Annotated in this window: 29 protein-coding genes; 28 read left to right on the top strand and 1 reads right to left on the bottom strand. The window is 69.5% G+C overall.

Annotated features, from left to right (window positions below; genetic code table 11):
- Positions 1 to 48: 48 nt before the first annotated feature.
- The 21 genes from ACQEVJ_RS39845 to ACQEVJ_RS39745 all read left to right on the top strand — a co-directional run bounded on the left by ACQEVJ_RS39845 (position 49) and on the right by ACQEVJ_RS39745 (position 13,063).
- On the top strand, positions 49 to 405 hold the full coding sequence (locus ACQEVJ_RS39845) for a hypothetical protein (protein WP_433109856.1): 357 nt from the start codon (positions 49 to 51) through the stop codon (positions 403 to 405).
- Positions 406 to 423: 18 nt separating this feature from the next.
- Entirely contained in the window at positions 424 to 1,365 is a 942-nt protein-coding gene (locus ACQEVJ_RS39840; RefSeq protein WP_433109855.1) for a hypothetical protein, read from the top strand.
- A 34-nt stretch (positions 1,366 to 1,399) separates the two neighbouring features.
- A complete protein-coding gene (locus ACQEVJ_RS39835; RefSeq protein ID WP_433109854.1) occupies positions 1,400 to 1,579 on the top strand; it encodes a hypothetical protein in 180 nt (59 codons plus the stop codon).
- Positions 1,572 to 1,859, top strand: a complete 288-nt coding sequence (locus tag ACQEVJ_RS39830; RefSeq protein WP_433109853.1) for a hypothetical protein — start codon at positions 1,572 to 1,574, stop codon at positions 1,857 to 1,859. The genes ACQEVJ_RS39835 and ACQEVJ_RS39830 overlap by 8 nt, the downstream gene beginning before the upstream one ends.
- A gap of 245 nt (positions 1,860 to 2,104) precedes the next feature.
- Positions 2,105 to 2,578, top strand: a complete 474-nt coding sequence (locus tag ACQEVJ_RS39825; RefSeq protein WP_433109852.1) for a hypothetical protein — start codon at positions 2,105 to 2,107, stop codon at positions 2,576 to 2,578.
- On the top strand, positions 2,562 to 4,190 hold the full coding sequence (locus ACQEVJ_RS39820) for a hypothetical protein (RefSeq protein ID WP_433109851.1): 1,629 nt from the start codon (positions 2,562 to 2,564) through the stop codon (positions 4,188 to 4,190). Before ACQEVJ_RS39825 ends, ACQEVJ_RS39820 begins: the two co-directional genes overlap by 17 nt.
- 11 nt (positions 4,191 to 4,201) lie before the next feature.
- Entirely contained in the window at positions 4,202 to 5,617 is a 1,416-nt protein-coding gene (locus ACQEVJ_RS39815) for a phage portal protein (RefSeq protein WP_433109850.1), read from the top strand.
- 3 nt (positions 5,618 to 5,620) lie between these two features.
- Positions 5,621 to 6,631, top strand: coding sequence for a hypothetical protein (locus tag ACQEVJ_RS39810; RefSeq protein WP_433109849.1), 1,011 nt, complete (start codon positions 5,621 to 5,623; stop codon positions 6,629 to 6,631).
- 48 nt (positions 6,632 to 6,679) lie between these two features.
- Positions 6,680 to 7,348 (top strand): hypothetical protein, encoded by a 669-nt coding sequence (locus ACQEVJ_RS39805; RefSeq protein ID WP_433109848.1) that lies wholly within the window; start codon positions 6,680 to 6,682, stop codon positions 7,346 to 7,348.
- Positions 7,345 to 7,533, top strand: coding sequence for a ribosomal-processing cysteine protease Prp (locus tag ACQEVJ_RS39800; RefSeq protein WP_433109847.1), 189 nt, complete (start codon positions 7,345 to 7,347; stop codon positions 7,531 to 7,533). The genes ACQEVJ_RS39805 and ACQEVJ_RS39800 overlap by 4 nt, the downstream gene beginning before the upstream one ends.
- 3 nt (positions 7,534 to 7,536) lie before the next feature.
- On the top strand, positions 7,537 to 8,835 hold the full coding sequence (locus tag ACQEVJ_RS39795) for a hypothetical protein (RefSeq protein ID WP_433109846.1): 1,299 nt from the start codon (positions 7,537 to 7,539) through the stop codon (positions 8,833 to 8,835).
- Positions 8,835 to 9,218 (top strand): hypothetical protein, encoded by a 384-nt coding sequence (locus tag ACQEVJ_RS39790; protein ID WP_433109845.1) that lies wholly within the window; start codon positions 8,835 to 8,837, stop codon positions 9,216 to 9,218. The genes ACQEVJ_RS39795 and ACQEVJ_RS39790 overlap by 1 nt, the downstream gene beginning before the upstream one ends.
- Before the next feature lie 12 nt (positions 9,219 to 9,230).
- Positions 9,231 to 9,857: a hypothetical protein gene (locus tag ACQEVJ_RS39785; protein ID WP_433109844.1), complete on the top strand. Its 627-nt coding sequence runs from the start codon at positions 9,231 to 9,233 to the stop codon at positions 9,855 to 9,857.
- On the top strand, positions 9,854 to 10,249 hold the full coding sequence (locus ACQEVJ_RS39780) for a DUF6093 family protein (protein WP_433109843.1): 396 nt from the start codon (positions 9,854 to 9,856) through the stop codon (positions 10,247 to 10,249). Before ACQEVJ_RS39785 ends, ACQEVJ_RS39780 begins: the two co-directional genes overlap by 4 nt.
- A gap of 15 nt (positions 10,250 to 10,264) precedes the next feature.
- Positions 10,265 to 10,654 carry a hypothetical protein gene (locus ACQEVJ_RS39775; RefSeq protein WP_433109842.1) on the top strand — a complete coding sequence of 130 codons (390 nt, stop codon included), beginning with the start codon at positions 10,265 to 10,267 and terminating at the stop codon, positions 10,652 to 10,654.
- Positions 10,654 to 11,067: a hypothetical protein gene (locus ACQEVJ_RS39770; protein ID WP_433109841.1), complete on the top strand. Its 414-nt coding sequence runs from the start codon at positions 10,654 to 10,656 to the stop codon at positions 11,065 to 11,067. Before ACQEVJ_RS39775 ends, ACQEVJ_RS39770 begins: the two co-directional genes overlap by 1 nt.
- Before the next feature lie 56 nt (positions 11,068 to 11,123).
- On the top strand, positions 11,124 to 11,456 hold the full coding sequence (locus ACQEVJ_RS39765; protein ID WP_433109840.1) for a hypothetical protein: 333 nt from the start codon (positions 11,124 to 11,126) through the stop codon (positions 11,454 to 11,456).
- A gap of 9 nt (positions 11,457 to 11,465) precedes the next feature.
- The gene (locus ACQEVJ_RS39760) at positions 11,466 to 11,684 is read left to right on the top strand and encodes a hypothetical protein (RefSeq protein WP_433109839.1); all 219 of its coding nucleotides are present in this window, start codon (positions 11,466 to 11,468) and stop codon (positions 11,682 to 11,684) included.
- Positions 11,685 to 11,688: 4 nt separating this feature from the next.
- The gene (locus ACQEVJ_RS39755; RefSeq protein WP_433109838.1) at positions 11,689 to 12,180 is read left to right on the top strand and encodes a hypothetical protein; all 492 of its coding nucleotides are present in this window, start codon (positions 11,689 to 11,691) and stop codon (positions 12,178 to 12,180) included.
- Positions 12,177 to 12,686, top strand: coding sequence for a hypothetical protein (locus ACQEVJ_RS39750; protein WP_433109837.1), 510 nt, complete (start codon positions 12,177 to 12,179; stop codon positions 12,684 to 12,686). Before ACQEVJ_RS39755 ends, ACQEVJ_RS39750 begins: the two co-directional genes overlap by 4 nt.
- A 20-nt stretch (positions 12,687 to 12,706) precedes the next feature.
- On the top strand, positions 12,707 to 13,063 hold the full coding sequence (locus ACQEVJ_RS39745; RefSeq protein ID WP_433109836.1) for a hypothetical protein: 357 nt from the start codon (positions 12,707 to 12,709) through the stop codon (positions 13,061 to 13,063).
- On the opposite strand, the gene ACQEVJ_RS39740 is transcribed toward ACQEVJ_RS39745, so the two are convergent.
- Positions 13,058 to 13,180 (bottom strand): hypothetical protein, encoded by a 123-nt coding sequence (locus tag ACQEVJ_RS39740; protein WP_433109835.1) that lies wholly within the window; start codon positions 13,178 to 13,180, stop codon positions 13,058 to 13,060. The two genes, ACQEVJ_RS39745 and ACQEVJ_RS39740, sit on opposite strands and share 6 nt — an antisense overlap.
- Before the next feature lie 118 nt (positions 13,181 to 13,298).
- Here ACQEVJ_RS39740 and ACQEVJ_RS39735 point away from each other — a divergent pair, with 118 nt between their 5' ends.
- The 7 genes from ACQEVJ_RS39735 to ACQEVJ_RS39705 all read left to right on the top strand — a co-directional run bounded on the left by ACQEVJ_RS39735 (position 13,299) and on the right by ACQEVJ_RS39705 (position 24,616).
- Positions 13,299 to 17,702 carry a hypothetical protein gene (locus ACQEVJ_RS39735; RefSeq protein WP_433109834.1) on the top strand — a complete coding sequence of 1,468 codons (4,404 nt, stop codon included), beginning with the start codon at positions 13,299 to 13,301 and terminating at the stop codon, positions 17,700 to 17,702.
- 21 nt (positions 17,703 to 17,723) lie between these two features.
- Positions 17,724 to 18,611: a hypothetical protein gene (locus ACQEVJ_RS39730; RefSeq protein ID WP_433109833.1), complete on the top strand. Its 888-nt coding sequence runs from the start codon at positions 17,724 to 17,726 to the stop codon at positions 18,609 to 18,611.
- A gap of 30 nt (positions 18,612 to 18,641) precedes the next feature.
- Positions 18,642 to 21,344, top strand: coding sequence for a hypothetical protein (locus ACQEVJ_RS39725; protein ID WP_433109832.1), 2,703 nt, complete (start codon positions 18,642 to 18,644; stop codon positions 21,342 to 21,344).
- A gap of 20 nt (positions 21,345 to 21,364) precedes the next feature.
- Positions 21,365 to 22,063, top strand: coding sequence for a hypothetical protein (locus tag ACQEVJ_RS39720; RefSeq protein WP_433109831.1), 699 nt, complete (start codon positions 21,365 to 21,367; stop codon positions 22,061 to 22,063).
- Entirely contained in the window at positions 22,038 to 22,448 is a 411-nt protein-coding gene (locus tag ACQEVJ_RS39715; RefSeq protein ID WP_433109830.1) for a hypothetical protein, read from the top strand. The genes ACQEVJ_RS39720 and ACQEVJ_RS39715 overlap by 26 nt, the downstream gene beginning before the upstream one ends.
- Positions 22,449 to 22,559: 111 nt before the next feature.
- Positions 22,560 to 23,108 carry a hypothetical protein gene (locus ACQEVJ_RS39710; RefSeq protein WP_433109829.1) on the top strand — a complete coding sequence of 183 codons (549 nt, stop codon included), beginning with the start codon at positions 22,560 to 22,562 and terminating at the stop codon, positions 23,106 to 23,108.
- Positions 23,109 to 23,173: 65 nt separating this feature from the next.
- Entirely contained in the window at positions 23,174 to 24,616 is a 1,443-nt protein-coding gene (locus ACQEVJ_RS39705) for a hypothetical protein (RefSeq protein ID WP_433109828.1), read from the top strand.
- The last annotated feature ends 8 nt before the right edge of the window (positions 24,617 to 24,624 follow it).

Genomic DNA, 24,624 nt, shown 5'->3' with positions numbered 1-24,624 from the left:
TCGAACAATTCTCGAACACCAGGCGATTGATCGCCAGGAGGTGGGGCCGTGGCCAAGGCGCTGACGGTCTGCACCACCCGCGGCTGCCCCAACCTCACCGCCGGCGGCCGCTGCGACACGTGCAAGGCCAAGGCCGAGAAGAAACGCGGCACCGCCTCCCAGCGTGGGTACGGCTCCCGCCACCGCAGTCGCTTCCGCCGCGGTGTGCTGCGCAGAGACCCGGTGTGCGTGCTGTGTGGGAAAGCCCGCAGCGTGCACGCCGACCACTACCCCCTCGACCGCCGCGAGCTCGAAGAGCGCGGCCTCGACCCCGACGACCCGAAGTACGGGCGCGGCCTGTGCGGCCCCTGCCACAGCAGCGAAACCGCCCGCCTGCAGCCCGGCGGCTGGAACAACCGCTCGTAGCACTCCCCGGGGGTGAGCATGCGCCACCCCTGGAACGAGCACGACCACCCCCGCGACCGGCGCGGCAGGTTCGGCCATGGCGCGGGCGGCAACATCGGCGGCGCCTCCCACCCATCAGGCCACGGCAACGGCCGCGGCATGCCCGACATCGTCTCGACCGCCGATGTCTCCCTGAGCAAGGGAGGCGACCTCTCCCTCGACCGGCACGCCGACGGCGGCCTCACCGTCTACAACGGCCACTCCAGCGTGACCCTCGACCGCAGCGAGGCCCACGACTTCAACACGGCACTCAACTCCGTTGGATGGGGCGGCGCTGACGAGTACTGGGTGACCCGCGTCGAAAGCACCCCCAGCGGCAACGCGATCAGCAACGTCGCCCTGCTGCGCCGGGAGGACGACGACACGGTCAGCCTGCGCCTGACTCCGAGGCCGGGCGCCACCAACGACGAGCTGCGTAACGCCCCAGCCGTCCAGCTCAAAGAAAGAGACCTGGGCCGTATCGAGGACGCCAACATGCAGCTGGACTCCTCATTCCGGGTAGATACCGGCAACGGCGACGTCGACGTGTTCATCACCGACGACCACAAGTTCGGCATCCGCCACCTCGGAGACGACGGCCGTCCCGTCGAGACCCTGTTCGACGCCAAAAGCTTTTCCAAGATCAACCAGGCGATCAACGTCGTCTATGAAGGCTTCGACGAGTCGGAGCGGTTCTACAAGGGCGCCGCCGCCGACCATGTCACCCGAGTAGACCTCAAGACCAACGTCGGCGATGTACGCGTCGAACTGTTCGGCACCTGGCGCGGCACAGGCGCAGGCGACCGCCTGGAGATCATGGGCGCTGACGACAGCTGGGGTATCGCCATCGACGGCTCCAAGCAGGAAGCCTGGGACGACGCCGTGAGCGAAGTTGAGAACGCCGGCGAGGGCCTCAACTTCTACGACAGGCTCATGGGCTGAGCAGCTGGACAGCGAATCAGGACAGGTGATCGACATGGCAGGCAGGTCCCGGGTACGCGGCATCACCCCAGGCCGTGAGAAAGCGTACGAGGCGATGAAGCCGAAGATGAGCAAGACCAAGGCCGCCAAGATCGCCAACGCTGGGAAGACACATGAGGCCAGGGTCCGCATGGCCAAGAAGGCCGCGCGCACGCGCAAGGCCCGAGGTGAGTAGCGACCAGGCGCCGGCGACCGACGGCGTCCTCACCGACCTGCGTGCTCGGCTCGCCCCGCAGCAGGGCGACCCTGACCGGGCCCGCCGGCAGAACCTGTCCGACTGGATCGAGCCCCTGCCTCGCCTGCAGGTCCTGCCCCTGCCCGGCGACCAGTTCGCCCTGGTCCTGTCCGGCCATCGCGACGCGGCCGACCTCGACCTGGAGGCCCTGGCCGAGGCCAGCAGAGAGTGCGGGGCCAAGAGCCTCCTGGTCTTCGACCAGCACATCGACGTCGGCTGACCCACGGTCGCTGCTGGCGGTCGACACACGCGAAATCGGACATTCCTCCCACCTGGCGTTTCCGCAGGTCAGAGGCCTGTCGCGTTTCCGCAGGTCAGAGGGGGTGGGGATATGCCCCTTATGTCCGATTTGCAGGAGACCGCGGGGGAGGGCGCTCCCAGGTCCGTCAGGTTCAAAAGGTCCCCCCGGTCACGCAATGTGACCGGACTGCCGATGCCGCGCAAGGCGGCGGAGGGAAGGACGCCATGCCCAGAGGAGGATCCCGGCCGGTCTCCGGACCGGCCCCCGACCCGAACGCGCTGCGGCGCGACCGACCGAGCGACCAGGCGGGGTGGACGACCCTGCCGGCGGAGGGCCGCAAGGGTGACCCGCCGGACTGGCCGCTAATCGACCTGCAGCCGCGCGAGTGGGACCTGTGGCGTGACCTGTGGTCGCGGCCGCAGGCGGTGATGTGGGAGCAGCTCGACCAGCGGTACGAGGTCGCGATGTTCGTGCGGAAGCTGGCCGAGGCCGAGCTGCCGAAGGCCTCCGTCGAGCTGCAGAAGGTGGTCCGGCAGTACCTCGATAGCCTCGGCCTGAGCGTGCAGGGAATGCTGCGGAACCGGTGGCGGATCGCCATGGACGAGGTCGCCGGGAAGCGGGAGGAGCGCAGGAGCGCGGCCCGCCGGCCGTCCTCGCGGTCTCGACTGAAGGTCGTCGCCGATGGCGACGGCGGCTGACGAGCAGGTCGTCTCCTGGCCGACGCTGGGGTTCCTGGCCGCTGACTGGATCGAGGCGCACTGCGTCGTGCCCGACGGGTTCCACAAGGGCGACCCGTTCACGATGTACGACTGGCAGCTGTGGTGCACGGTCAACCACTACCGCGTCAAGCCGGACGCGAAGGTTGGGCAGCTCGCGCCGGCGTTCTACTACCGTCGTTCGCAGATCGTCGCCCCGCAGAAGACCGGCAAGGGCCCCTGGTCGGCGTCGATCACCTGCAACGAGGCGGTCGGGCCTGCGGTCTTCAACGGCTGGGCTCAGGGTGGCGAGGCCTATGAATGCCGCGACTGGGGATGCGGTTGCGGCTGGTACTGGGAGTATGAGCCGGGCGACCCGATGGGTCGGCCGTGGCCAACGCCGCTGATCCAGCTGCTGGCCACCTCCGAGGACCAGGTCGACAACGTCTACCGCCCCCTACAGGCGATGATCAAGAGCGGTCCGCTGTCTGCCCTGATGCGCGTGGGCGAGGAGTTCATCCGTCTGCCGAACGACGGCAAAATCGAGATCGTCACCAGCTCGGCCCTGTCCCGGCTGGGCAACCCGATCATCTTCGCCCTGCAGGACGAGACCGGGCTGTACACGAAGACCAACAAGATGGTCCGAGTGGCCGAGACCCAGCGCCGCGGCGCGGCCGGCATGGGCGGCAGGACCATGGAGACGACGAACGCGTGGGACCCCAGCGAAGAGTCCGTCGCCCAGCGGACGGCCGAGTCGCAGCGGCCCGACATCTTCCGCTTCCACCGCATCCCCCCGGCCGGGCTGCGGTACGGCGTGAAGGCCGAACGTCGGAAGATCCACCGTCATGTCTACAAGGGCTCACCGCATGTCGACCTCGACGCGATCGAGGCCGAGGCGGCCGAGCTGCTGGAGAAGGACCCCCAGCAGGCGGAGCGGTTCTACGGCAACCGCATCGTGTACGGCGCCGGCCACTACATCGACGGGGACCTGTGGGACTCGCGGGCGCGGCCGCGCACCGTGGAGCCGGGCACGCCGATCGTCCTCGGGTTCGACGGCTCGGACTCCGACGACTACACCGGGTTTCGGGCGGAGACCGCCGACGGCTACCAGTTCACCCCCACCTACGGCCCCGACCGGCTCCCGGCCGTGTGGGACCCGGCCCGGTACGGCGGGCAGGTGCCGCGGCTCGAGGTGGATGCCGCCCTGGACGAGATCATGTCCACGTACAAGGTCGTCCGGATGTACGGCGATCCGCCGTACTGGGCGAGCGAGCTCGATGCGTGGGCGGAGAAGTACGGCGCCACCCGCGTGCTGCGCTGGGCGACCTACCGCGTCGCGCAGATGCACTCTGCGGCCGAGCGGCTCCTGGTCGACGTCGCCAAGGCCGACTCCCCGCTGACGCACGACGGCTGCCCGATCACCTCCGTGCACGTGAAGAACGCCCGGAAGGCGGCCCGGCCGGCGCAGCGGTACGTCCTGACCAAGCCGTCCCAGGGGCAGAAGATCGACCAGTGCGTGATCAGCATCCTCGCGCACGAGGCCGCCGGCGACGCGCACGCCGCCGGGCTGTTCCGGGTCCGCACCCGATCCTCCAAGGTGATCGTCATGAGATGAGGTGATCGCGCGTGGACCGCTCGGACGAGGAGTGGCTGAAGCACCTCATCAAGTGCCACGACAAGGAGCTGCGCGAGCTCAAGAACCTGGACGCGTACTACGAGGGCGAGCAGTCGCTGTCGTACATGGCGCCGGAGTTGCTGCAGGAGCTCGACGAGCGGGTGCGCCAGGTCGTCATCGAGTGGCCGCGGCTGGTCGTCGACTCCGTGGAAGAGCGGCTGGACGTCGAGGGGTTCCGCTTCGGCTCACAGGCTGAGGCTGACGCGGAGCTGTGGCGGATCTGGCAGGCCAACGACATGGACGAGCAGTCGCAGCAGGCGCACGTCGACGCGCTCATCATGAAGCGCGCCTACGCGATCGTCGGGGCGAACGAGGACGACCCGGACACGCCGATCATCACGGTGGAGTCGCCGCTCGACTGCTATGCCGAGCGCGACCCCAGGACGCGGAAGGTCGCGGCCGCAGTGAAGCGGTGGTGCGAGGAGACCGCCGACGGCAAGGTCGACCACGCCACCCTCTACCTGCCGAACTCCAACAGCTGGTGGGTCAAGCAGGACGGCGAGTGGATCGAGGACCCCGAGCACCCGCGGGATGACCACGAGCTGGGCGAAGTCCTCGTCGAGCCGATCGTGAACCGGCCCCGGCTGAAGCGGGCCGGCGTGAGCGAGCTCAAGCCGGTCATCCCGATCTCGGACGCCGCCTGCAAGGTCGCCACGGACATGATGGTGTCGGCGGAGTTCCACGCGATTCCCCGCAGGTACGCGATCGGCGTCGGCCCGGAGGACTTCGAGGACGAGAACGGCAACCGCATCTCGGCGCTGAAGCGGATCGCGGGCCGGATCTGGGCGATCGCGAAGAACGCCAAGGACGACGGCGTCCAGATCGGGCAGTTCCCCGAGGCCAGCCTGAGCAACTTCCACGAGACGCTGAAGCTGCTCGCGATGCTCGTGGCGTCCCTGGCCGGCCTGCCGTCACGGTTCCTCGGCCACGCCACCGACAACCCCGCCTCGGCAGACGCGATCCGGTCGGACGAGTCCCGGCTGGTGAAGCGGGCGGAGCGTAAGCAGCGCTCCTTCGGCGGGTCCTGGGAGCGTGTGCAGCGCCTGGTCCTGCTCGTCCGCGACGGCGATGTGCCGCCGGACGCTCTGTCCCTGGAGACCCTCTGGCGGGACGCGAGCACGCCCACCGTCGCGCAGAAGGCCGACGCTGCGGTGAAGCTCAACGCGGCGAAGATCGTGCCGCTGCGGCAAACCCGGGAGGACCTCGGCTACACCCAGGCGCAGATCCTCCGGATGGAGGAAGAGGACGCCAAGTCCGCGGACAACGCCCTCGCGCGGGTGCTGGCCGGCGACATGGCCGCCCTGTCCGGGCCGAAGCCGCCCCTCGAGGAGCCGCAGCGGCAGCCCGACCCGCAGCCGGTGGGGTAACCGGTGACGGTCGAGCAGATCACGGCCGAGCACTACCGGGCCCAGCAGACCCTCGCACGGCACACCGTCAACCAGGCGCAGGACCTGTGGGCCCGCGTGCAGCCCGGCCAGGTGCTGGACTCCTGGCTCGCCCAGCTCGCCGAGATGCTCCGCGCGCTCGTCCTGGGGCAGACGGCGGCCGCGGCGATGGCGCAGCCGTACGCCGACGCCCTCGCCGAGGAGCAGGGCATCCCGCTCGCAGCCGCGGTGGTCGCTCCGGCCGCGTTCGCCGGCCTGGCGGCCGACGGGCGGGCGCTCACGGGCCTGCTGATGCAGCCCGCGCTGCGCACCATGGGCCTGCTCGTCCGGGGAGCCGACGACGAGACGGCGCTACTGGCCGGGCTGGAGTCGCTGACACGGATCGTCGACACCGAGGTCTCCGACGCCTCCCGCGCAGCGGATCAGGTCGGCATGGTGGCAAACCGGCGGTGGGTGACGTACGTGCGGCACGTGTCGTTGCCGGCGTGCGGCAGGTGCATCATCCTCGCCGGACGGACGTACTCCTGGTCGACGGGGTTCCTGAGGCACCCGCGCTGCGACTGCACGATGGTCCCGCACCGGGAGGGCGACACGCCGCCGCCGTCGCCGGAGGACCTGTTCGCGCGCATGCCCGAGCCGGACCAGCAGAAGGCCTTCACCGTCGGCGGGGCCGAGGCGATCAAACTCGGCGCGGACATGGGCCAGGTCCTCAACGCCCGGCGGGGCATGCAGACCGCTGGCGGGCGCCTCATCACGACCGAGGGCACCACCGTACGCGGCCTGGCCGGCAAGAAGCTCGGCAACGTGAAGAAGGTCCGCGGGGAGCGATACCGCCGCTCCCAGACAGTGCGGCCGATGCCCGAGCAGTTGCTCGCCGACGCCGGCGACGACCGGGACGAGGCGATCCGGCTGCTGGAGCAGTTCGGCTACCTCGACAAGGGCTCGACGGGCCGGCGGCAGCGCGCGGCCGCCCGCGCCGCCGCCTCCCTCTCATAGACCTCCCCGTGCCGCAAGGGCCGGGGCCTATCCCGCAACGGGAGACCGATGATCACCCATCTTCGACCCTGGCTGTTCGACCTCGCCCGCTTCGACGAGCCCGACCAGCCGCCGGCCGACGACCCGGGCAACCCGGACGACCAGCCGGACACCGACCCCGAGCCGGGCAATCAGCCCGACGACTCCGCCGACCTCGGCGAGAAGGGCAGGCGGGCGCTCGACCGGATGAAGGCCGAGCGCAACCAGTTCCGCCGGGAAGCCAGCGAGGCCAAGCGGCGGGCCGACGCGCTCGCGGCACAGGTCGCCGAGTACGAGGACCGGGACAAGACTGAGGCCGAGAAGCTCGCCCAGCGGGCCGAGCGGGCCGAGCAACGCGCCCAGACGGCGACGCAGCGGGCCGTCCGCGCCGAGGTCCGCGCTCTCGCGGCCGACGCGTTCGCCGACCCCGAGGACGCGCACGCGTTCCTCGACCTGACCTCCTACACGGGCGACGACGGGCAGATCGACGTCGACGCCATCCAGGTTGACCTGGAGCAGCTGCTCGAGCGCAAGCCGCACCTGCGCAAGCAGGTTGCGGCCCCGCCGCCGAAGAAGCAGCCCAAGCCGGACCCGTCGCAGGGGCCGCGCCAGGACCCCGGCCCGGTCGACTACCGGAAGGCCGACCGGGAGACCTTCAAGGCCGCCGCGGCGCAATACGGCATCCGCACCCGCTCGTGATCCACGTCCGTGCCCGCCTGGGCGCGGGTCTCACCTCTATCGAGGTGGAGGGGCACGAGGGCCACGTGCAGGACGGCCGCGTCTGCGCGGCCGTGTCGGCAATCACCCAGACCGCGCTGCTCGGGCTGCAGGAGATCGCCCGGCAGTACCCGGACCTCGTGTCCATCACGATCAACGAGGAGTAATCCATGCGTACCGCGACCGCCCGCTGGGCGTTCGACCTCGGCCGCCACGACGTGCGGTCCACCCTCCCCGCGGCGATCCGCGAGATCATGCAGAACGGCCTGCTGTACCAGGTCTTCGAGGACGCGCTCCTGCCGGAGTTCCTGTTCCCGATGATCGCCACTCCGCGGCCGTGGCGGGTCAACCTCGGCGACACCGGCACCTTCACCAGGACCGGCCTGATGAACCCGGTGACCACGCCGATCACCGGCAGCGACCCGTCCACCCAGACGTACGCGGTCGAGCAGTACAGCGTCGTCATGGACCAGTACGGCTCCGCGATCGACACGAACATGCTGCAGTCGGCGATGACGCTGGCCTCCAAGTACATGGAGGACGTGCAGAAGCTCGCGATCAACGCGGGGCAGTCGCTCAACCGCATCGCCCGCAACAAGCTGTACGGCGCCTACGCCGGCGGCCGCACATGGTGCACCACGAGCGGTTCCTCCGACACCTCCATCGTCGTGCAGTCGGTGAAGGGCTTCGAGACCGTCCTGGTCAACGGCAAGCCGACCCCCGTCAGCGCCTCCAACCCGCTCGACGTCACCATTGGCGGCAGCGCCAACACCGTGACCGGCGTCAACACCAGCACGAACACCCTCACGCTTGGCACCGCGCGGGCTGACACCGCTGGCGACGCCGTGGTGGCGGCCAACGCTCCCGTGAGCATCCGCCCGGGCACCTCGGCCACCGCCTACGACCTGTCGGGGTCGAACACCGCGACCTTCAAGATGTTCCGCGGCGCCGTCGCGAGGCTGCGGAAGATGAACGTCCCGACGTTCGGCGGGTACTACACCGCGCACATCGACCCCGACACCGAGAACGAGCTGTTCGACGACGACGACTTCAAGAGGGCCCTCGAGGGCCGCGTCGACTCCCCGATCTACCGGGACCTGTCGATCGGCCGTTTCGCGGGCATCGACTGGGTCAGAGACAACGAGACCCCGACCGTGCTCGGCGGATCCTCGGGGAACCTCACGGTGCACCGGCCGATCGTGTTCGGTGCCGAGGCGTTCATCTCCGCCCCGTTCGACGGCATGGGCGATCTCCTCGCCGAGACCGACGTGTCGGACATCCCGTCCATCCAGATGGTCGGCCCGGCGAACGGCGTCCAGGTCGCCATGATCACCCGGCCGCCGCAGGACCGGCTCCAGCAGGTCATCGGCTCCGCCTGGTCCTGGGTCGGCGACTTCGGTGTGCCGTCCGACGCCACCACGGGCGACGCGGCGCTGTACAAGCGGGCCGTGGTCCTGGAGCACGCGTAATGCGCGCGGTCGCGACCGAGGCCTTCAAGGCCTACTACGGCATGCAGCCGCTGGACTTCGACGCCGGTGAGGAGTTCGTCGGGGACGCCGCCGTGCACATGCTGCGCACCGGCGCCCCCGTCGACCCGGTCGACGACGAGGCCCGCCAGGTCCTCACCGACATGGACATGCCGCCAGCCCCTGGCGACTCCTTCGGCGAGGACCCGGCCGAAGGCCCGGAGGGCGGCGAGCAGGGCGACCAGTTCGACCCCGACGGCACCGTGGCGGAGATCCTCGCCTGGGTCGGCGATGACTCCGAGCGGGCTATCGAGGCGTACGAGGCCGAAACAGCCAAGGCCAATCCCCGCAAGACCCTGGTCAACCGGCTTGAGGAGCTCATCTGAGGGGAGGCCGTCGTGTCCCTGCCTCCGCTCGCCACAGTGGACGACCTCCAGGCGCACCTCCAGCGTGACCTGCCCGAAGCCCAGGCCGCGCTCGCCCTGCGGCGAGCCTCGGCCCGGGTCCGCTCCTACACCCGGCAGACCATCACCCTCGTCACCGGCGACACGATGGAGGTCGCAGGCGGGGACCGGGTGCTGCGCGTTCCACAGCGGCCACTCGTCGTCGACGAGGCCCACCCGCTGACCGTGGTCGAGCTGGGCGAGTTCGGCGCCCCTGAGATGACCCTGGTGGAGGACCGCGACTACACCCGGCTCGGTAATGAGCTGACCCGCGGCTACCCCTACAACCCCTCCACGCGGCTCATGGGGTGGCCGTGGAACCGTGTCCGCGGGGTGTGGGCGCCCCGGGTGCGCCTGACCTACAGCCACGGGTACGCCGAGGTACCCGAGGACATCGTCGACATCGTCCTCGGACTGGCCACGCTGAACATCTCCAACCCAGAAAACCTCCGCACCGAGCAGATCGACGACTACTCGCGGACCTTCGCCCGGGAGACGGTCGGCAACGCCAGCCTGACCGCAGACGACAAGGATGTCCTGCGCTCCTACCGCGGGGGTGCGTTCAGCGTGAGGCAAACATGAGTGTCGAGGACGTCCTGGCAGGCGGGCGGCGGGCCGCCGCGCAACTGCTGCTCGACGCCTGCCTCATCGAACGCAAGGCCGGTCCCCCCACGTTCGACCCCGCAACGGGGGAGTACGTCCAGCAGTGGGAGACCGTGTACGCCGGGCCGTGCCGGCTGAAGCGGTCCGCCGGTGGCGACGACACGCAGCTGGGCGACTCGCAGTCGGTCACGCTGCACCAGTACCCGGTGCGCCTGCCCTGGGACGCCGTGCCGGAGGTGCGCCGGGAGGACCGGCTCACCCTCACAGCATCCGACGACGCCTGGGCGGTTGGCCGCCCGATGGAGGTCGTCGACGTCGGATACTCCGGCACCTCCACCGGTCGGCACCTGATGGTCGAGGACAAGTCGTAGAAAGGGGGTGGCCGGGTGGCGGACATCGAACTCGACGGGTCCGATCTGTTCGACATCGTGCGGCTCCTGGACGGCGCCGAGCACAAGGCGGCCTCCCGCGCGTACGAGGTCGTCGAGAAGCACGCCAAAGCCTTGCGGAACGAGTGGCGGGACAACGCCCGCGACACCGCCGGCGCGCACGGCCAGCACTACCCCAGGAGCATCACGGCCGAGCAGATCCCCGCCAGGGACGCGGTCGAGTGGGAGGTCGGGCCCGAGTCCATGCGGCCGCAGGGCGGCATGGGCCGCGGCTTCGAGTACGGGTCGGTTCACCAGCCGCCACACCTCGACGGCGCCCGCGCCGCCGTGAAGGTCGAACCCGCGTTCATCGCGGACCTGGACAAGATCGCCCGGGACCTGCTGTGATGACCGAACCGCTGGAATCCCTCCCGCTTGTCCAAGCGATTCAGGAACTCGTGCAGGGCGCGCTTGGCGACGACTGCCCCGTCTACCTGGCTGGCGCGCCGAGAGACGCGCCGGCCAAGTATGCGGTGCTCTACCCCGATACCGGTGTCGAGTCGCAGGTGGATCGGACGCTGGCCGACACCATGCCCAACGACCTGCGATACCAGGTCACGAGCGTAGGCGTCGGGCCGGAGCAGGCGATGTGGGTCGCCGACCGCAGCAACGGCGTGCTGCTCACCACCGCCCCTGCCGTGCCAGGGCGGCGCGTCCGCAAGGCCGTCCGCGAGAGCTCCCAGCACGTACGGCGCGACGACAACAGCACCGGCCTGTACTACGCGACCGCCCAGTACATGACCAGGTCAGACCCCCTCTGACCTCCACTTCATCCTGCCCGCCCTGGCGGGCTCTTCGGCATGCCCAGGAGGAGCCGATGGCCACCCGCACACCCCAGGCGATCACCGTGGGCGGCATCACGCCGACCTACCACCCAGCTACCGCGACCACCGGCGACAAGGTCAAGGCCGGTGAGCGGACGTTCGTTCACCTCAAGAACGGCGGCGACTCGTCCATCACCGCCACGTTCTCCGGCGTCGGCAAGACCACCTACCAGGTGGCCTTGCCGAACAAGGCGTACACCATCGCGGCCGGGGCGGAGGCGCTCATTCCGGTCCTGCCGCAGTTCGGCGACCCCGACGACGGCGGCCTGGCCACCGTCGTCTGCTCGGCCGTCACTTCGGTGACGTTCGCGGCGCTGCGGATCTGAGGCGCCGTCATGCCGATCATCCATGTCAAGGTCCGCCACAAGGACAGTGGCGCGACGGCCGAGATCAACCCGGCCGCGCTGCGCTACTTCCCCGACTACGAGCTCGCCGAGCCGCCGGCCCCGGACCCCGCACAGGCGCCCACCGCCCCGGCCGGTCCGCCGTCGGCGCCTGCCCGACAGCCCACCGCCCCCAGGCCGCGCCGCGCGGCCGACGCCGACAAGGAGTAACCCCATGGCAGACACCGAAGACCTTCTTGGCGATGGCTACTACAAGGTGACGTGGTGCCTGAACATCGCCAACATCCACGCGCCGACCGCCGCCGAGCTCAACGCGGGCGTCGACCTGCAGCTGTACATCACCAAGGACGGGTTCAACGTCACGCCTGACCAGGCCGCGGTGGACAACAGCTCGCTGGCGTCCACGGGTCCGACCGAGCGCGGCGGCAGCACCGCGTTCGGCATCGAGCTGACGTGCAAGCGGAAGAAGATCCCCGCCGAGGACGTCGCCTGGAACACCCTCCAGGAGAAGCAGATGGGTTTCCTCGCGGTGCGGCGCACTCTGCCGGAGGGCGACGCATGGGCGGCTGGGCAGGAGGCCGAGATCTACCCGGCCGAGTGCGGTAAGCGGCGCAAGCAGCAGACCGCGGCCAACGAGGTTCAGAAGTTCATCAGCAAGCTGTTCAACCACTCCCCGGCCGACGACAACGCGGTGGTCGCCGCATGACAGACATCAACGATGTCTTCGCCAATGCCACCCGAGTGACCAAGACCGTCCCCTTGTGCCTGAAGGGTGATCTGCAGGCCGAGTGGGAGGACCTGGAGCGGCAGCGCCAGGCCGCCCTCGCTAAGCCCCGCAGCGACTCTCTCGCCGGTGACAACGGGGAGGTGCGGGCCATCACCGAGCTCATGGAGTCCGTCCGTGAGCAGATGGAGGCGAACGTCGTCCCCTTCCGTATCGAGGGGTTGCCGAAGCGGAAGTGGTCCAACCTCGTCGCCCAGCACAAGCCTCGCCCGCAGGACGAGGAGGCGGGCCTGGACTACAACGCCGAGACCCTTCCCGTGGTGGCGCTCGCCGCGTGCTGCGTGGACCCGAAGATGAGCGTGGAGCAGGCTGAGCGGCTCGTAGACGAGACCCTCACGCAGGGCCAGTGGGAGCAGCTGTGGTGGACCGTGCTCCAGGCGAACAATAAGAAGGTCGACATCCCAAAATCCGTGAGCGGCTCCGCCTAGGCGGGGCCCATGCGGTGGAGATGGCCGTCGCCAGCCGCTACCAGGTCCCGCGCTCGCGGGTGCTGGGGCGGCCGGCACGGGCGCGGACCGTCTACTTCTACGACGAGGCGACGGGCCGCCTTACCCACTCGGAAACTACGTGGGAGTCGGAGTGGGATGAGGACGACTTCGACTGGGCGGTCGGCCACATGGCCGAGGAGGCCGACCGCTGCCCCGGGTGCCATCAGCCCCTGTCGGAGACGACCGACCCCGCAGCGGAAGGCCGCTACCAGGCAAGCGCTCTTCGGTGTCATGCCTGCACCCCGCTGGAGGCGGAAAGGGCGAAATGGGCCGCTGCGCCGGACGGCCTGCTGTTCGATGTTCGGCGCAGGTCATGACCTCTTCGACCGGTTGGCCAGTTTGACGGCGGCGAAGACGATCCCGCCGATGATGAGGGCGACCACCACCAGGGCGAGCAGGATGACGAGCATGTCCGAGGGTCCGAGGTTGGGCATCGCAGGGCCTCCAGAAGCGTGTGAGTGATCCCCCGATCCGACTGGTCAGCATGACACGTTCCAATCCGCGGACGTGACCGATTCGCCGTAATTCGACCTGGCCCCGGGGGTGGTTCGCATGGCGGATCGCAGCGTCAGCATTTCGCTCCGCGCTCGTGTCGGTGACTACCTCGTCGGCATGCGGCAGGCCAAGGCGGAGACCACCAACCTCGGTCGGCAGATGACCGAGACCGGAGCCTCGGCCGATCACATGCGGCGCCGTCTGGAAGCGGCGACGAAGGCCCTGCCGAAGATCAAGATCGACGCTGACTCGTCCGAGGCGGAGCGGCGTTTCGCCGAGCTGCGCCGCGAGCTGGAGAGCCTCAGCGGCAAGAAGATCGGCATCGACGTGTCCGCGGCCGAGGCACACGCGGAGATCCAGCGGATCGAGCGGGAGCTGCAGCAGCTCCAGATGAACGAGGCGGACATCAATGTCCGCGCGGACATCGGCCAGGCGCTCACCGAGCTGCGCGCCGTCGACCGCGAGGTGTCGAAGGTCGACGGCCGCACCGCCAAGGTCAACGTCAACGCTGACGTCGGCGGGGCGCTGGCGAACATCGCCCTGGTCGCCGCGGCGTTGGCGTCCCTACCGGCGGCCACGAGTATCGCGGTCGGCGTGGGTGCCTTGGGTGCCGCGTTCACGGCGGCCGGCGTCGGCGCAGCCGGATTCGCGGCCGTTGCCATCCCGAGCCTGGGGCGGGTAAACGAGGCCCTGCAGCAGCAGGAGTCGTCCGCCGGTGGGGCGGGCGGGGCGACCGAGTCCCTCGCCCAGAAGCAGGCCAAGGCCGCGGCCACATCCCTCCAGCTGGCGCAGGCCCAGGACCGCGTCCGGGACGCCCACGCCGCCGTACGGCAGGCCCAGGAGCAGGTCACTGCGGCGGTCGAGCAGGCCGCCGAGCGGCAGGCGTCCGCGACCCGGCGTGTCGAGGATTCCGAGCGCGCTGTGGCCGACGCCCACCGCGCTACCCAGCGCGCTCTTGAGGACCTCTCGCGGGCACGCGAGGACGCCCGGGAGCGGCTGGAAGACCTGGCGCTGGCGACCGAGCGGGGCGCTCTGTCCGAGGAGAGAGCCCAGCTCAACATCCTGCGCGCCCAGGCCGACTTGGCCAAGAGCAACGCCGACCCGAAGGCCAGCGGGCTGGACCGGCAGGACGCCGCGCTCCGGGTCAAGGAAGCACAGCTGGCGCTCAAGGAGATCAAGGAACGCAACGGCGACCTCGCCAAGGAACAGGCCGACGCCAACGCCAAGGGCATCGAAGGATCCGACCAGGTCCGCCGGGCCAAGGAAGGCGTCGAGTCCGCGACCAGGCGGGAGCAGGACGCCGAGCGCGACCTCAAGGACGCCCGGTCTGAGTCCGCGCGCGTCGCGATCGAGGGCCAGAAGTCCATCGCGAAGGCCCAGGCCGCCGTAATCAAGGCGCAGCGCGACGCCGAACGCGCCGCCCAGCAGCTCAAGGTCCAGCAGCTCCAGGCCAAAGCGGCGATGGAGAAGACCGGCGGCGCCGCCGGCGGAGCCGCGAGCAAGATGTCCCAGCTGTCCAAGGCTGAGCAGGACCTCGCCAAGGACATCCAGGGCTTCCAGAAGAAATACGAGGACTGGCAGAAGAGCCTCGAGGGCGACGTCTTCCCGGCCATCAGCGGCGGGCTGGACCTGGTCTCCTCGCAGCTGCCCCGCATCAGCCCCCTCGTGCGGACCGCCGGGCGGTCCTTCCTGGACCTGGAGAAGGACGCCAAGGCGGCCCTCAAAGCGCCGTTCTGGGGCGAGTTCTTCTACGACATGAACACCGCCATGCCGAACGCCATAACCTCCCTCGGGCACACCGCCGGGAACACCTTCAAGGGCATCGCGGGCGTCCTGGACGCCCTGCTGCCGCACGCCGACGGAGTCGTCGACTCCCTTGAGGCCGGGTCGAAGAAGTTCGCCGACTGGGGCACGACCCTCAAGAACAACCCGGACTTCAAAGCGTTCATCGCCTATGCCGAGGAGAACGGGCCCAAGGTCAAGGAGATCTTCCTCAACATCGCCGAAGCGGTGGGGAAGATCGTCAAGGCGGGAGGTGAAATCGGCCCGCAGGCGCTGGACCTGCTCGTCATCATCTCCGAGAAGATCGCGAACCTGGAGCCGGACCAGATCCAGGCAATCGCGCTCGGCATCGGCGGCATCATGGCCGCCGCCAAGCTCGGCACGACCCTGAAGCTCGGCGCGTTCGCGCTCCTCGCGGACATCCTCGACGGCATGTCGCCCGGTCAGATCAAGGCGCTCGCCCTGGCCATCGGCGCGGTCGTCCTGGCCGTGAAAGGCTTCCAGGCCTTCAATACGGTGTCGGACCTGCTGGGCACCTTCCGCGGCAAAATCTCCGACGTTGGTGAGGCTGCTGGAAAGGCGCGGGGGAAGATCAGCGGCCTCACCGACAAGCTCGGCGGGCTCGGCGGAAGCGTCGCCAGCGGCGCGATCCTGACCGCAGGCCTGTTCATCCTGGAGCAGCGCTTCAACGATGCCGCCCTTGCCGCGGACCGGTTTACCGAGAAAGTCCTCGCCGGCGCCGGTGGTGATCTCGACCAGCAGATCGCCGCCGTCAACAAGGAACTGCAGCACCAGCTCGACCTGCAGGGCCCCAACATCGGCGAATGGCTCTACTTCACCCAAACCGGCAAGGAGGCCGGAGACAAGGTCGACGCGCTGCGGGACCGGCTGGACGAGCTGAACCACCAGAAAGAACTCGCCACGATCCGCGCCAAGACCGCCGGAGACGCCATCGGCACCATGGGCGGCAAGGTCAACGGCGCGACGGGCGCCGTCGACGGGCTGAACAAGTCGCTCAACAACTTCACCTCCAGCACGGACTTCGCCCAGATGATCGAGACCCTGAAGGGCAAGTACGACGACCTGCGGGGGGCCATCAAGGACGCGAACGGCACGCTGGACATCTCCAAGGCGAAAACCAACGAGCAGCGTGACGCGATCATCACCGCCCGCGAGAAGTTCTCCGGGTACATCGACAGCGTCCGTGAAATGGCGGAAAAGCAGCAGACCCTGACGGGCCGTACGGGCGACGCCAAGAAGGCGGTGCTGGATCAGGTGGGCGCGCTGCTCACGCTGGCCGGTAAGTCCCGGGACGCGCAGGATCTGGTGTACGGCCTGGCGCAGAAGTTCGGCATCACCAGGGACGAGGCCGACAAGGCAAAGGGCAAGATCGACGGCGTTAAGGGCGCGCTGGACAAGCTGCGGGACAAGACCGTCAAGGTCATGGCCGACACGAGCAAGGCCGAGTCGGCGATCAAGACCCTGATCAACAAGTTCAACGGCTACAAGATCGTGACCCAGGTCGATACGAAAACCGGCCGCTCCTACACCACCACCGTCAAGGAAGCAGACGGCGGGGTGGTGGAGTACTACGCCGGCGGAGGCCTACGCGAGGCGCACGTCGCGCAGATCGCCCCCGCCGGGGCGATGCGCGTGTTCGCCGAGCCGGAGAGCGGCGGCGAGGCATACATTCCGCTCGCGGCCAGCAAACGCGCCCGGTCGCTGGACATCCTGGCCACCGTCGCCGACATGTTCGGGCAGCAGCTCGTCCCGGCGTCCGGTGGGAAGCACGTCACCGTCGGCGGCACAACGTCCGTGCCCGCGACAGGGTCGGGAACCGGCGTGGTCGAGGTCGACCTCAACAATTTGGACAGCTTGACGCTGGCCACGGGGTACACGGCAAAGGTCGTCACGAAGGCGGTCGGCGACGCTGGTACGGCGACGGCGGAGGCGGCCGACCAGGTCGGCTCGGCGATCGAGCAGGCGGGCGGCGACCTGGCCGGTCAGATGTCCACGCTGTCGGGGTCGATCGACCGGTTGGCGTCGTCAGTTGATGGGCTGGCGTCGTCGGTGTCGTCCGCCGCCTCTGCGGCCTCGGCCGCGGCGTCGTCGGCAGGATCGTCCGCGTCGAGCAAGACCTCGTCCAGTGGCAAGCCGGGCACGGTGGCGCCGTCCGCGCCGACGAAGAAGACCACCTCGTCGAGCAGCTCGTCCAAGGCGAAGACCGGCACCGTGACGGGCAGCCTGAAGGCGATGGGCTCGGCCTCGGGCAGCCTGAAGCAGGTGACGTCGGCCAAGCCGGTGGTCATCAAACCGGCGGCCATGGCCGACGGCGGGCTGGTCAGCTCCCCGACCATCCTCGTCGGGGAGGCCGGCCGGGAAGTCGTCGTCCCGATCGACAGGCGCGCCCGCGGCCGCGAGACCCTCCACCAGGCCGCCGACATGCTCGGCTACAGCGTGGTGCCCGGCCTGAACGGTCCCCGCTACAGCACGGGCGGCGGCGGATTCGGGCAGCTCGTCGCGACGCTGGACGAACGGTCCATCCGCCGCTTGGAGGCGATCGTCGCCAAGGCGCGCGGGGTGACGGTGCACTCCAACACCTACTACCCGGTGCCCGAGCCCACGTCCACGAAGACGAACCGGGACCTGCAGTTCGTCGGCTCGCTCGGCCTCGACTGACACCAGACGCACCAGGAGGGGGTGAACGTGCCGCCGCTGACCTACCCGACGTACACCGTCGATGGGGTCCCGATGGACTCCACCGGCTGGTACCTCACCCCCACCACTCGCCGCCGCCCGCTCCCCGCGGCCAAGGCGGTGGCGGTGGAGGTTCCAGGCAGGGCGGGACAGTTGCCGGTCCTCGGGCTGGACGTCGAGGCCACCACCATCACGCTCGGGCTGTTCGTCACCTGCTGCCGCCCGGACGGCACCGAGGGCGACCTGGAGGCGCTGGAACACAACCTCGCCGCGCTCTACAGCGTGTTCGGGGTGCGGCACCGGCTGCTCGATGTCCGGCATATGCCTGCACCTGGGATCGAGCTTCAGGCGTCCGCGACGGTCCTCGCCGCGGCCGACCCGGACGTGGACATACCGAACCGGTACGCGCGCATGCAGGTCGTGCTGACGATCCCGGGCACGTACTGGCGGGACGTGAGTGCGCTCACCTGGGCGGGCAAGCTGCCGGCGGCGGCGCAGACGGTGACGCCGCTCGCCGGGAGCACAGCGCCGATCGTCGACGCGCTGGTCCGGATCACCGGACCGGCGACCAACCCGAAGATCACCGACGTCGCGACCGGGGTCACCTTGGCCTACGCGGGTGCGATCACCGGTGGGCAGCGGGTGCTGGTGGACTGCGAGAACATGCGCGCCGCCCGGGTGAGCACGAACACGTGGGACCTGGCCGGCGGGACGGACGTCACCGGGTCGGTGGATTCGACGGGGCCTGGGTCGGCCAGCAGGTGGCTGCATCTGACGCCGGCGATGGCCGGGCACGACCCGTTCTCACGGGCGATCACGGTGACGACCACCGCGACCGGCACAAGCGGTGCCAGCGCCGTGGAGATCCGGGCGCGCCGCGCCCACCTGTGATCCGCAACCAGCACACCGGGGGGTGAGACCGTGCTCGACCTGCGCGTGGTGGCCTACCAGCCGAACGAGGCGAAACTGGGCCTGCTGCCGTACCCGCTGGCCCTCGATGCTGGCTGGCCGCTGAACGACACCTCCTCCCTGAGGCTGACCTACAGCACCGTTGCGGCCCGCGCGGAGTGGCTGGCGCAGCCGTGCGAGATCGCCGTGGAATGGTCCGCCGACGGGCAGGCATGGGTTGAGCCGCCGGACTCCCGGTTCCTGCTGATCAAGCGGCAGGGCGACGAGACCGACCAGACCGGCGCCCGCAGTTTCGACCTGCCCGGCTGGTCCTGGCAGCTGAAGAAGCTGGTGCTGTACCCGGTTGATGTGATGGTGGACGGCAAACGGCAGTTCTCGGCGGTTACCCCCGGGCAGATCCTCAAGACGTTCATCCAGGAGGGGCAGGCCCGCGGCACGTTGCCCGGCCTCGCCTACGACTTCGACATCGACGAGGATTCCGCCGACCGGCCGTGGTCGGCCGAGCTGACGATGGGCATCGAGCCCGGCCGGGACCTGCTGGCCATGCTCCTCAACCTCGCCGAGCAGGGCGTGATCGACTGGCAGATGCAGGGCCGCACCCTGCGCGTTTTCAACGGCGACGGGGCGCTGAACCGCGACCTGTCCACCGGGACGGCGCCGGTCGACCTCCGACTCGGCCGGGACGTCACCGAAGCGCCCACCAGCGGCACATGGGAGAACGCCTCGAACGCGATCCTCATCGCGGGAGAGCAGGGCCTGTCGGTGGAGGTGACCTCCCCTGCGACGTTGCCGTGGGGCCGGTGGGAGACCTACCAGCAGCAGGGCGGCATCGCCGACGCCGCCACTGCGGCGTACCTGGGGCAGAACCTGCTGCAACGCGCCACGGGGGAGCGAGTCCAGTTCACGAGGGGAATCGTCCTGCCCGCCGCGAAGTGGCTGCCGTGGCGGGACTACCGCCCCGGGGACACCATCAAGGCCCCGGGCGACGCCGGCGTGATGGCGCCGCTGCGGGTGCGGCAGATCACCCTGACCCGGGACCAGCACGGCCTCGTCGGCGGCAACCTGACGTTGAACGACAGGTTTCTGGAGCGGGAGATCCGACTCGCCAGGCGCGCGGCGGGCATTCTCGACGGCGGGATCGCCTCCGGCGGGACGGGCGGCGCACCGGCCCCGGACGCCACCGGCCGCGTCCCCGCGGCGCCCGAGGGGCTGATCGTGGCGGGTGACGCCTACATCGGCCCCGACGGGTACGCCCGCGGCATCATCACCGCCACATGGTCACCCGTGGTCGCCGACGTCAACGGTGTCGCGATCAACGTGGACGGCTACCAGGTGTTCGCCCGCCGGAACGGCACCACGCAGGAGTCGGGGCAGATCACCGTCACGGACGGTGCGGGCACGATCGCGTCGTACGCGCCGCTGCAGACCCGCACCGACTACGCGATCAAAGTGCGGGCCGTCGCGAACGGCACGCCGGGCGAGTTCAGCACCGAGTACGTGGTGTACGTCCCGGATGACCTGACGCCGCCGCCGGTGCCGACTGCGCCCACGCTGGCGACCCGGCTAGGGATTATCTACGTCACCTGGGACGGCCAGGGCGTCGGCTCCGGCATGCCGGCGGACTTCGACCGCGTCCGAGTGTGGATGTCGGCCGATGGTGGGGTGTCGTGGGAGGACGTGGGTTCGCTCACGGTCACCGGTGCGTTGGTGGTGGCGGGTGAGCCGTACAACGAGGAGCGCCTGTTCCGCCTGACCGCCGTCGACCGATCGGGCAACGAGTCGGATCCGTCCGCGTCGGCGAGCATCGCCACGGTGCCGCTGGTAGACACGGACATCATCGGCCAGATCATCAGCGGCGCGAACATCGTGGACGGGTCGATCACCGCCTCGGACAAGATCGTGGCCAACAGCATCACGGGTGCGCTGATCCAAGCGTTGTCGATCCAGACCGGGCACCTGCAGGCAAATGCGATCACGGCGGACAAGATCGAGGCTGGGGCGATCACCGCTGCGAAGATCGCTGGTGACGCGATCGACGGCAAGACGATCACTGGTGCGTTCATTAGGACCGCGGCCTCCGGCCGGCGGCTGGAGCTCGCCCCGCCCGGCGCCACCGTGCCTGAAATGCGGTTCTACCCGTCCGGCAGCGCGAACTACACGGTGATCAGCAGCCGCGACGACATCTACTCCGGCGAGGCAACGCTCACTATCACCACCTCCCAGAACGCTTCCAGCAACTACCGGGCCAGGCTGCAGATGGGCGCGACCATGACGACGCTCAACGTCATGAACGCCGCCGCCACCGCGTCCCGCGGCGGCCAACTGGAGATCGCCGACAACCACGCGAAGTTCGGCTACTACGCAGGCTCGGTCAACAGCGAGTGCTACATCCAGTTCGACGGCACCGGCCGGTGGCAGGTTCGCGGCCGGTACTGGGACGACAACGACGCCGACCCCTACGACGCGATCAACGCAGGGTCCTACAGCGTCGATGAGGTCGCCAAGGGCAACATCTACTCCTACGGCCCGACCATGGCCACCAACATGGGCCCCCTGGTCACCCTGCGCGACGGCCGGTCGGGCGGTCCCAGCGCGTTCGGCAACACCTACACCCCCGTGGCCTGGGCCCTCACCGCGTCCACGACCACCGGCTACCAGGTGAACATCGAAACCCCCACGTCGTTCGCCTACTACTGGTGGGCCCACCGCCACTAACCAATCAAGGAGCGCGCCGCATGCCGCCATTCGTCCGGCACGCCTGGGACGCCGAACTCGGCTACTCCCGCGTCTCGCTGGCCGCCCGGCCTCCCGGCGGCCCCGTCGACACACCGCCAAACGTCGCCGGCGCGGACCCGGTCTGGGGTGTCTGGACGACCGACCCGGACGGGCACGGCACGTTGGTCCACATCTTCCCGCACGCGACGTTCGAGTGGCGGGCCGCCGAGTACGCCCTGGACCCCGACGATGTGCCGACCTTGCTCGACGTCATCCTGCACGAGGGGGCGATCCCCGACCCCGGCCACCCCGTCGCCTCGAACAACCCCGCCGCCCTGCAGTTCCTGCGCGACACGCACGGCTGGCCGACGTGCTGGACGCCCGGCGTGCCGGACGAGGACCGCCGCCAGGCGTACCTCGAGCGCATCCGCATGGTGAAGGACAGGTTCCTGCGTCACGAGGCCGCGCCCCGTAAGGACCGGCAGGGCGCCCTGGTGTACGTCGGCTCCAAGCGCGTCGCGCCAGCGGATCCGCTGGAGCCGATCCTGTCGCAGACCCGAATCGACCCGATCCGCGTGGCCGGCAAACGCGGCTACGTGGAGTGGGCGCGGGCCACCCAGGACGGCCCGTTGCCGTCGTCGTACAGCCTGAAGCCGCCGGCGACGTTCGCGGGCGGCAGAGAACTAGGAGGTCATGATGTTCCGCTGGGCTCCGCCTGAGGACGTTCCGCAGCCGATCGAGGATGTCAACGGTGAACCGAACCTGACGAAGCTGGATCTCGCGGCCGAGGCGTATTACCGGGACGGGAACCTGCCAAGCGGGATGATCTTCAGCGGTGGCCAGGGCGTCCGGGTCACGCCCGATGTGTGGTTCATCTGCGTGCGAGTCGAGCGCGTGAACCAGGACCCCGAGTGGTTCATCTACCCGTACGCCAGCTCGGAGATCCCCGGCTGGACGGGCACCAACCCGGCCTTCGACGTTCCGCCGCCGTCGGCCGAGGACATCGCGCGGGGGCTGGCCGCCCAGGGCCACACCGTGTTCCTCCGGAAGTACAGCGGTTTCGCCACGACCTACTCGAAGACGGCGCAGACGATCACGCTGTAGATCCATCCAGCCCGCCCTCGCGGGCCCTCCGTTAGCCCCGCATCGACTCCCCAGCCCCTGAGGCCCCGCCCTTGGGGGTTTTTTCATGCCCAAGAGAAGGGATTTCCCCCCATGCGTGACAATGCTCGACTGAACGAGGCTGCGCACGTCGGCGCCAGTCTGCACACCGGGGACATCGGCCGGTGGCGTTGCCGGTGGACGCTGTCGAAGTACCACGGCTCCGACACTTCGGCCGAGCCGTACGAGGTGATCGAGCGTGAGGGCAACCTCATGATGTTCGGTGGCGCGTCCGCGCTGTGGCACCGCCTCACGGGCGGCAGCACCGTGGCCGCGTTCGACACCACGAACGCCCGCCTGGCTGTTGGTGACGGCACCGCCTCGCCCACCGACGCAACTCTGCAGGACCTGCAGGGCACCAACAAGCTGCGCAAGGTGATGGACTCCGGGTTCCCTCAGCACACGGACGGCACCGCCACTACGAACGCCTCAGTGACGTTCCAGGCGACATTCGCACAGGCCGACGCGAACTTCGCCTGGCAGGAGTGGGGCCTGTTCAACGCGGCCAGCAGCGGGCGCATGCTTAACCGCAAGGTTGAGAATCTTGGGACGAAGTCGAGCGCGGCGTCGTGGGTGCTCAAGGTGGTTCTCAGCCTCGCCTGACCGTGACGACCTTCTCACCGGGAGCGCATCCCCTGTCCCGCTGCCGTTCACGAGGAGGCTGACCTGTGCTGCAGACGAACTCGCTGGAAGGCGGCACCAACGGCACCGCGATTACCACCGCCAACAGCGGCGGAGCTAGCGGTAACGCGTTCAATTACGTGCAGGCCGCGACGTACACCACGGCGCAGGCGGCGCACGGCACCCGCAGCGCGGCGTGTGGCACCAACTCCCTCCTGCAGTTGCAGTGGTACCCGCTCACCGTCCCCAACGGCAACTTCTACGGGCGGCTGAACTTCCGGCTCGTCCAGCCCACGGCAGGCGATACGTGGGCCGGAATCTACCTGGGGACGCAAGATGGGGCCGACTACTACTCGTGGTCCGCCTTCGTCACCGTGACCACGTCCGGGGCCGCCACCCTGCGCCTGTACCACTACGTCGGCTCGACCGACACTACGACGCTCCTTGCCGAGAAGACCATCACCGTCCCCAACGGCACCTGGCAACGCCTGGAGTTGAGGGCGGACAACAACGCCACCTCCACGGCGGAGGCCAGGTGGTACAACACGATGGACGGCACGACGATCACCGACTCGGTGACCGCAAGCGTCGCCCACCCGGCAGGGGTCATCCCCTGGGACTGGTACGGCGCTGAGGGGCGCACCCTCGACACCTCTGCCACCACCGTATGGGTGGACGACCTGGCGGTCGCCGACACCGGGTGGCTCGGCCCGGTCGTCCCCCCCGCGATTGTGCCCAAGGACACCACCGACCAGGGCACCCTCACCGACCTCGCCACCGTCACCGCCACTCTGCCGCTCACCGACGGCGGCACCCTCACCGAACAGGCCACCATCGCGCTCGGCGTCACCGACCAGGCCACCCTCACCGAGCAAGCCACCGCCGCCCCGATCCTGGACCGCACCGACGGCGCCACCCTGACCGAACAGGCGGTGCTTCAGCCAGCCCTCAATCGGGTCGACAGCGCCACCTTCACCGACCAGGCGCAGGTCACGGCCACCCTGCCGCTCACCGACGGCGGCACCCTCACCGAGGGCGTGCCCGTCATCACCATCACCACGACGGACACCGCCACCCTGACCGAGCAGGCCGAGGTCGAACAAATCGTCGGGCCCGTGACCTCGGACACCGCCACCCTCGGCGAGGCCGCTGAAATCGCGGCCACCGTGGCGGTGGCAGACGGCGGAACCCTGACCGACACAGCCGTCGTCGTGCTCCCCACCGTAGACACCGGGATACTCACCGAAGCCGCGCAGATCACGGTGCTGGCCTCCGACGCGGCGACCCTGACGGAGACCGCCACCGTCACCGCGCTGCTCACCACCACCGACAGCGCAACCCTCGGCGAACTCGCGCACGCTGTGCAGCCAGTCTTCGCCACCGACACCGCGACCCTCACCGAGGTCGCGACGGTCATCAGCCTCGGCGGAGACATCACCCGCGCCAGCCCCCCGTACACGGACTGGGCCGCCAGCACCCCCTACACCTGACCTGGAGC

The organism is Microbispora sp. CA-102843 (genome assembly GCF_050936215.1).
In the GTDB taxonomy this organism is placed as follows: Bacteria; Actinomycetota; Actinomycetes; order Streptosporangiales; family Streptosporangiaceae; genus Microbispora.
This window is presented reverse-complemented; position numbering and strand designations above follow the sequence as displayed.

Coding starts and splice junctions, on each gene's coding strand:
- ACQEVJ_RS39840 (WP_433109855.1), top strand. CDS start 424: ATGCGCCACCCCTGGAACGAGCACGACCACCCCCGCGACCGGCGCGGC.
- ACQEVJ_RS39835 (WP_433109854.1), top strand. CDS start 1,400: ATGGCAGGCAGGTCCCGGGTACGCGGCATCACCCCAGGCCGTGAGAAA.
- ACQEVJ_RS39825 (WP_433109852.1), top strand. CDS start 2,105: ATGCCCAGAGGAGGATCCCGGCCGGTCTCCGGACCGGCCCCCGACCCG.
- ACQEVJ_RS39820 (WP_433109851.1), top strand. CDS start 2,562: ATGGCGACGGCGGCTGACGAGCAGGTCGTCTCCTGGCCGACGCTGGGG.
- ACQEVJ_RS39805 (WP_433109848.1), top strand. CDS start 6,680: ATGATCACCCATCTTCGACCCTGGCTGTTCGACCTCGCCCGCTTCGAC.
- ACQEVJ_RS39795 (WP_433109846.1), top strand. CDS start 7,537: ATGCGTACCGCGACCGCCCGCTGGGCGTTCGACCTCGGCCGCCACGAC.
- ACQEVJ_RS39790 (WP_433109845.1), top strand. CDS start 8,835: ATGCGCGCGGTCGCGACCGAGGCCTTCAAGGCCTACTACGGCATGCAG.
- ACQEVJ_RS39780 (WP_433109843.1), top strand. CDS start 9,854: ATGAGTGTCGAGGACGTCCTGGCAGGCGGGCGGCGGGCCGCCGCGCAA.
- ACQEVJ_RS39770 (WP_433109841.1), top strand. CDS start 10,654: ATGACCGAACCGCTGGAATCCCTCCCGCTTGTCCAAGCGATTCAGGAA.
- ACQEVJ_RS39765 (WP_433109840.1), top strand. CDS start 11,124: ATGGCCACCCGCACACCCCAGGCGATCACCGTGGGCGGCATCACGCCG.
- ACQEVJ_RS39760 (WP_433109839.1), top strand. CDS start 11,466: ATGCCGATCATCCATGTCAAGGTCCGCCACAAGGACAGTGGCGCGACG.
- ACQEVJ_RS39755 (WP_433109838.1), top strand. CDS start 11,689: ATGGCAGACACCGAAGACCTTCTTGGCGATGGCTACTACAAGGTGACG.
- ACQEVJ_RS39750 (WP_433109837.1), top strand. CDS start 12,177: ATGACAGACATCAACGATGTCTTCGCCAATGCCACCCGAGTGACCAAG.
- ACQEVJ_RS39745 (WP_433109836.1), top strand. CDS start 12,707: ATGGCCGTCGCCAGCCGCTACCAGGTCCCGCGCTCGCGGGTGCTGGGG.
- ACQEVJ_RS39740 (WP_433109835.1), bottom strand. CDS start 13,180: ATGCCCAACCTCGGACCCTCGGACATGCTCGTCATCCTGCTCGCCCTG.
- ACQEVJ_RS39735 (WP_433109834.1), top strand. CDS start 13,299: ATGGCGGATCGCAGCGTCAGCATTTCGCTCCGCGCTCGTGTCGGTGAC.
- ACQEVJ_RS39720 (WP_433109831.1), top strand. CDS start 21,365: ATGCCGCCATTCGTCCGGCACGCCTGGGACGCCGAACTCGGCTACTCC.
- ACQEVJ_RS39715 (WP_433109830.1), top strand. CDS start 22,038: ATGATGTTCCGCTGGGCTCCGCCTGAGGACGTTCCGCAGCCGATCGAG.
- ACQEVJ_RS39710 (WP_433109829.1), top strand. CDS start 22,560: ATGCGTGACAATGCTCGACTGAACGAGGCTGCGCACGTCGGCGCCAGT.